The organism is Bradyrhizobium sp., from assembly GCF_019242285.1.
In the GTDB taxonomy this organism is placed as follows: Bacteria; Pseudomonadota; Alphaproteobacteria; order Rhizobiales; family Xanthobacteraceae; genus Bradyrhizobium.
In genome coordinates this window covers 1-5,115 of sequence record NZ_JAFAVV010000343.1, presented here as the reverse complement: position 1 = coordinate 5,115, position 5,115 = coordinate 1, and the positions used below count along the sequence as shown (strand labels likewise).

Genomic DNA, 5,115 nt, shown 5'->3' with positions numbered 1-5,115 from the left:
CACGGCGCTCGGCCTGGAGCAGATCGGCGCGGCCCTGGTGAAGGCCCTGCCGGGTCCACCGGCAAAGCAGCGGGAGCGCGATCCCTGGGACGATCGGCCGAAGTCCATCAAGCCCGGCTTCGTCGTCGATCTGCTGATCGCGACGAGCCGGATCGATACGGTACTGGCGACGCGGGCTGTCGAGCATCTGCTGGCCTGGCCGAAAACCTACAAGCTGGACGACGTGCTGGTACCCGCTGCCTGTGCGCTGGTGAAGCTCGCGGAAAGCGCTGCGTGGCCTGCGGTGGGGCGGCTCCGGGCAGCGGCGCTCGATCATCTGCGGCAGCGCATCGCGCTGCCGCTGCAGGCGCCACAGGACTGGCGCAGGACCAATCCCCTCAAATGCACCTGTGCCGATTGCCGCGGACTGGGCGCATTCCTGCTCGCGCCGGAGCAGAGGCAATGGTACCTCAAGGCAATCATGGGCCGGCGCACCCATGTCGAGGAAAGTGCCCGGGGGACGGGCTGCGACCTCGATCTTGCGACCGAGAAACGCGGCAGCCCGCACACGCTGGTGGCCACCAAGAACCAGGCGAGCTATGAACGGCGCGCGAAGCAGCGTCGGCAGGATATTGGGCATGTGTCGGCGCTGGGCGGATGATGCTAGTATTGGGCCGAACAGCGAGTTCGAGCCATGAGCCCGGAGAGCCGGACCAAGCTTTCGGATCGAGTCACCCGCGCGGCGGAAACGGCGCTGGCTGCCCAGAGCGATGTCAGTGCCGTCGACATCCTGCTGGGGATCGGCTGGCTCGACCCGAACTCGCTGGAGCGCTGGCGCCGCGGGCAGGTCGAATGCCTCGAGGGGTTGTTGCAGACCAATCCGTCCCGCGTTTCGGAAGCCATGGAGCTGTTCCGTTGCTGGGCGCTCGGAAAAGGATTGCTGGCGAGACAGACCGACTATGTCGCGCGGACGCCGCGGCGCGAGACGCTGCGCTTCAGCAGGAGCGGCACCGACGCGATCGAGGAGGCCTACCGGACGCATTGGGTGTCGCCGGCGCTTTCCGAGAAGAAGCGCGAGCGGCTGGCCGAGAAGGCCAGCCGCGCTCCCGAGCTGGTGGCGATCCTGCCGACGAAGGCGGGGTGGACATGCCATCGCTGCGGCGGCACCGGCGATCTGTTGATGATGGAGACACCCGGCCCGGCATGCCTGAGCTGTGCCGGGCTCGGCGATCTCGTGTTTCTGCCGGCGGGCGACGCCTTGGCGACGCGCCGGGCGAAAGCGAAGAGCAAGCGCTATGCCGTCGTCGTGCGTTTCAGCAGGACGCGCGGCCGCTACGAACGACAGGGCCTGCTGGTCGAGCCGCGGGCCCTCCCGGATGCCGAATGATGGACGGGCGGGCGCCGCGTCCGCCGCTGGCGCCGCCGCCGGGAATGGCTCACGAAGCGGTGCGGGTGATGGAAACCGACTTGCGCGGATAGAGAAAATAGCTGTCGGTCAGCGTCACGGTCCCGACGATGTTGTAGCCCAGGTTCGGCTGATATCGGTACGATGCCTCGCCCAGGATGAATGAGACATTCGGCGTGCCGGCGAGCGACGTCGGAAGCGTGATCGGTTGGCCCTTCGTCCTCGCCGTTCCATAGCGCGAGTCGCTCCAGGTCACGGTGGCGGCACCGCTGGCGTCCGTGGAAACTTCGGAAACCGTGACCATCCCGGTGGCGGTGGTGAACGGATAAGGCGTGAAGATCTTGGCCGCCGAGTCGAGAAAGTTGCTCATTTGGGCGTTGTTGATGGATTGCTGCTGCGAGGTCAGGTCCGCGATCGAGTGCGCGGTTGCGGTGACCTTGACCTTGATCGCCATGCCGTTGCCGAGCTCGACGCCTCCGACCATGAGCACGAGCATGAAGGGCGCCACGATGGAGAACTCGACCGCCGCCACGGCCTGGACGTCGGTCGACCATGATCGCAAATGAGAGGTGATGCTTTTCATTGGTCGATGGTCTCGTTCTGGAACACGGCGGTGGCTGCAATCTTGCGATTGCCGTTCGGCAGATTGGCCAAGGTGAAGCCGAGCGGACCCATGAAGACGGGCCACTGGTACATCAGCGTCACCACGACGATGTCGCCCGGACCGCCGGGGGAGTAGTGCCAGGTGTTCGTCACCTGGCCACTGGAGTTGAAGGTCAATGGCGGCTGGGACGTACTCGCCGCCGCGAACGAGCTTGTGGACTGCACATCGACCATGAGATTGGCGCAGGCGAAGATGATCCTGATCTGCGGGCAGACGACATTGCTCTTGAACGTGGTCTGATCCATGCCAGCCGCCTGCGCCTGGCCGGTGAGAATCTGGCGGCTCGCTCCCTGCACCACGGATTCCAGGAGCTGCTGCCCGAAGAAGACCAGAAAGACCTGGATGATGCCGATCACCAGCGCGACGAACGGGACGGCGACGATGGCAAATTCGACCGCCGTTGCGCCGCATTCATCGGCGAGCAACGCCGTTGCGCGATCGCGGCGTCGTCTCGTGTCGGATGAGATGCCGAATGAGACGTCGGATGAGTCCCGGGGCGTGCGCATGACGTGCTTCTCACTGTGTCAGGTGGGCGGCGGTGCGGACCACCTTGTCGAACAACGCCTGCAGTGCTGCCGTGATGTCGCCGCCTGATTGCACGTCGTAGAACAGGTTCGGTGACGCGCAGGCCTGCAAGCCTTGCGCGATCTTGCCGCTTGCCGGATCGGGATTGTTCAGCGAGGCGACGTAGGTGTTGTACCAGCTGTCGGTCGGCAGTTGCAGATACTCGGTGTAGAGCACGGCGATGCGTATGCCGCGGTCCTTGATCTTCGTGCAGATCGTCGGATCGATTGGCGCGTGGCATCGGTATTGCGAGCCGACCTTGAGGCCGTTGCCGATGCAGGCGGAGGCGCCCGAGACGAACATGTCGTCAACGCCGTCGGTGACGAGGAATACGACTTCCTGCGGCGTGTCTCCGGTCTGGTTGGTGCCGCCGCCGGGGGCAGGCATGATGGTGTCGACCGCGCTCAACGCGCCCTCGATGTTGGTGTCGGTATCGTTGTTGTTGTTCGACGACGTCAAGTAGTTGTTGGAGTAGACCTGAAGGAGCTGGATGTTGCCGGCCGCCGCCGTGCCGGCCGCGGACAGGTCGGTGGATGGCTGGCCGGAGGGCGCATAGATCGTGTTCAGCCCGTAGTCGAAACTGTAGATGGCGACTTTGTAGGTGTTGTTGTTCTGCTGCTGCGTGGTCTGCGCCTTGCTCATGAGGCCCGCGACCGCCTGGGCCACGAGGTCGATGCGCAGCGTGACATTCAGGTTGCGGGCCAGCGCGTAGTTGTCCTCACCATTCGGATTTCCGAGATTGTCCGACGACGGGTGTGTTTCATGGCAGGCGAAGCCGCATCCTCCCTGCCTGGACGTGGCGTTGACCAGGGCCTGGATGTCGCCGGGGGTCGCGGCGATCGCCATGGACGGCGAATCGTCCGCGAGCAGATAGAAATTGATGTTGGGCGCCCCGGAAGCGCTGGCCGTCGCCGAGCCCCGGATCGGCCACGCCGGCGCGCGGAGCAGCGCAGGGAAGTTGTTGGTGGACCTTGCCGTGTAGCTGACGACCACCGTCCTCACGAGCCCGGAATTGCCGATGGTGATCGTCACGTTGGGCTGGCCCGACAGGCCGGCAAGATTGTTCGCCGTCGCGTTGAAGATGCTCTGGGCTATCGCCTGGGCAACCGTCGGGCTCTTCGCCATCATCGACGGCGTCGCTGCCGCGATCGCCGCGGCGTCGGCGGCGGCATTGAGCTGCGCCTGCATGCGTTGGGCCTTGGTGTAGTCCAGCGACATGCCGAGCAGGTAGATGGTCGGAACCATCATGAGCGCGAACATCACCGCGACGTTGGCGTCACGATTCCTGAGAAAACCCAGCACTAGAAAGTGGAGCATGTCCTCACCCCTACAGCTCCCGATTGCAGGAATTGTCTGGCCAGCCGCACGGCTTCACCCGTAGATTTACGGTGTCTCCTTAAGCAACGCTTACTCAATTACCGGGAACAGGGGCCTGTAGAATCGGTCGCGGCGCAATTGAGCCGGCATCGCTAACGATCCCTTAAGGCCGGCTGAGAATTTCGACCCGGCGATCGCCGCGGGCCGGGGCCGCTCAATGCGCCTTGATCTCGCGAAACTTCGCCAGCGCGCGTTCGAATTTCCGGTCGAACAGCCACATCGCATCGAGGATGTCGCGGAAGGTCGCGGATGTCCGCGCCCGGTCGGCTCGTCCGAAGGCGAAGATGCTGTTGTTTCGCAGATACCTCATGATCCTCGGCTCGGAGATCCGGTAGCCGAGGAGATGGCCCGACGCCAGCGCGGCGCGCGTCGGAGACGGGATGATCTGCAGCAGCTCGAACAGCTTCATCTGATCGATCGGACTCGGCAGCGTCCGCGCGATTGCCGGGATTTGCGGGAAGAGGTCCGCATGCGCGGTCATCAGGGCGTCCCTCACGGCGGTCCAGTGGTTGAGCCGATGATCCAGGTGACCGACCCGCTTCTCCTCCTCGTCGTCGCGAAGGCCGAGCTTGCGGTCGAGCGCCGCGATCGACGTCCTGATCGCCTCCCATTTCCTGCGGCCGTTGCGGTCTTCGCTCGGCGACGTCTGCAGGCTGCCGATATAGGTGTTCGAGCGCGCATTTCCCGCGTTCTGCTTGCCGTTCGTTTCCGCGAAGAACAGCCCGAGGCTGATGCGCCCCGCCGTCTCGGCAGCGGCCGCATCGAGCCCCTTGGCCCGCGCGATGGCAATGCCGAGCGCGACGACGTCCTCGAAGGGCGTTGCCGAGCCCTGTGCCTCGGGCGGCGGCGCCTCCATGAGGTTGAAGAGCCTGCCGTACTCCTCGACCAGCGGCTCGATGTCGGCGTCGAAATATCGCGGCGGAATGCCGAACTTGTTGGGCCTTCCGATCCTGGACGGGACGGCGTCGGTCAGATCCTTGTAGGTACTGATGACGCCGATGCGGGCGAGATAGAGCGCCTGTCCCGGCAGGTTCGGCAGCCGTTCCTTCGCCTCGATCTGGCTGCGCCGTTCGGCCAGGATCGCCTTGAAGCGGCTCAGCGCGTCATCGTAGGCGGCGAGGGCGTC

At 64.9% G+C, this 5,115-nt stretch carries 6 protein-coding genes; 2 read left to right on the top strand and 4 right to left on the bottom strand.

Annotated elements, in window-relative coordinates:
- Together JOY90_RS13340 and JOY90_RS13335 are read left to right on the top strand one after the other, a co-directional pair.
- Nucleotides 1-640, top strand: a 640-nt coding sequence (locus tag JOY90_RS13340) for a hypothetical protein (RefSeq protein WP_291691592.1), incomplete at its 5' end; no start/stop codon positions are given.
- Nucleotides 641-673: 33 nt separating this feature from the next.
- Nucleotides 674-1,366 carry a hypothetical protein gene (locus tag JOY90_RS13335; protein WP_291691591.1) on the top strand — a complete coding sequence of 231 codons (693 nt, stop codon included), beginning with the start codon at nt 674-676 and terminating at the stop codon, nt 1,364-1,366.
- Between the two features lie 49 nt (nt 1,367-1,415).
- Here JOY90_RS13335 and JOY90_RS13330 read toward each other — a convergent pair whose 3' ends face one another.
- From JOY90_RS13330 to JOY90_RS13315, 4 genes are all read right to left on the bottom strand, one after another.
- The gene (locus tag JOY90_RS13330; RefSeq protein WP_291691590.1) at nt 1,416-1,967 is read right to left on the bottom strand and encodes a TadE/TadG family type IV pilus assembly protein; all 552 of its coding nucleotides are present in this window, start codon (nt 1,965-1,967) and stop codon (nt 1,416-1,418) included.
- Nucleotides 1,964-2,554: a TadE/TadG family type IV pilus assembly protein gene (locus tag JOY90_RS13325; RefSeq protein WP_291691589.1), complete on the bottom strand. Its 591-nt coding sequence runs from the start codon at nt 2,552-2,554 to the stop codon at nt 1,964-1,966. The genes JOY90_RS13330 and JOY90_RS13325 overlap by 4 nt, the downstream gene beginning before the upstream one ends.
- A 10-nt stretch (nt 2,555-2,564) precedes the next feature.
- Nucleotides 2,565-3,929: a TadE/TadG family type IV pilus assembly protein gene (locus JOY90_RS13320; protein WP_291691588.1), complete on the bottom strand. Its 1,365-nt coding sequence runs from the start codon at nt 3,927-3,929 to the stop codon at nt 2,565-2,567.
- A gap of 214 nt (nt 3,930-4,143) precedes the next feature.
- Nucleotides 4,144-5,115: hypothetical protein (locus JOY90_RS13315; RefSeq protein WP_291691587.1), on the bottom strand; the 972-nt coding region annotated here is incomplete at its 5' end.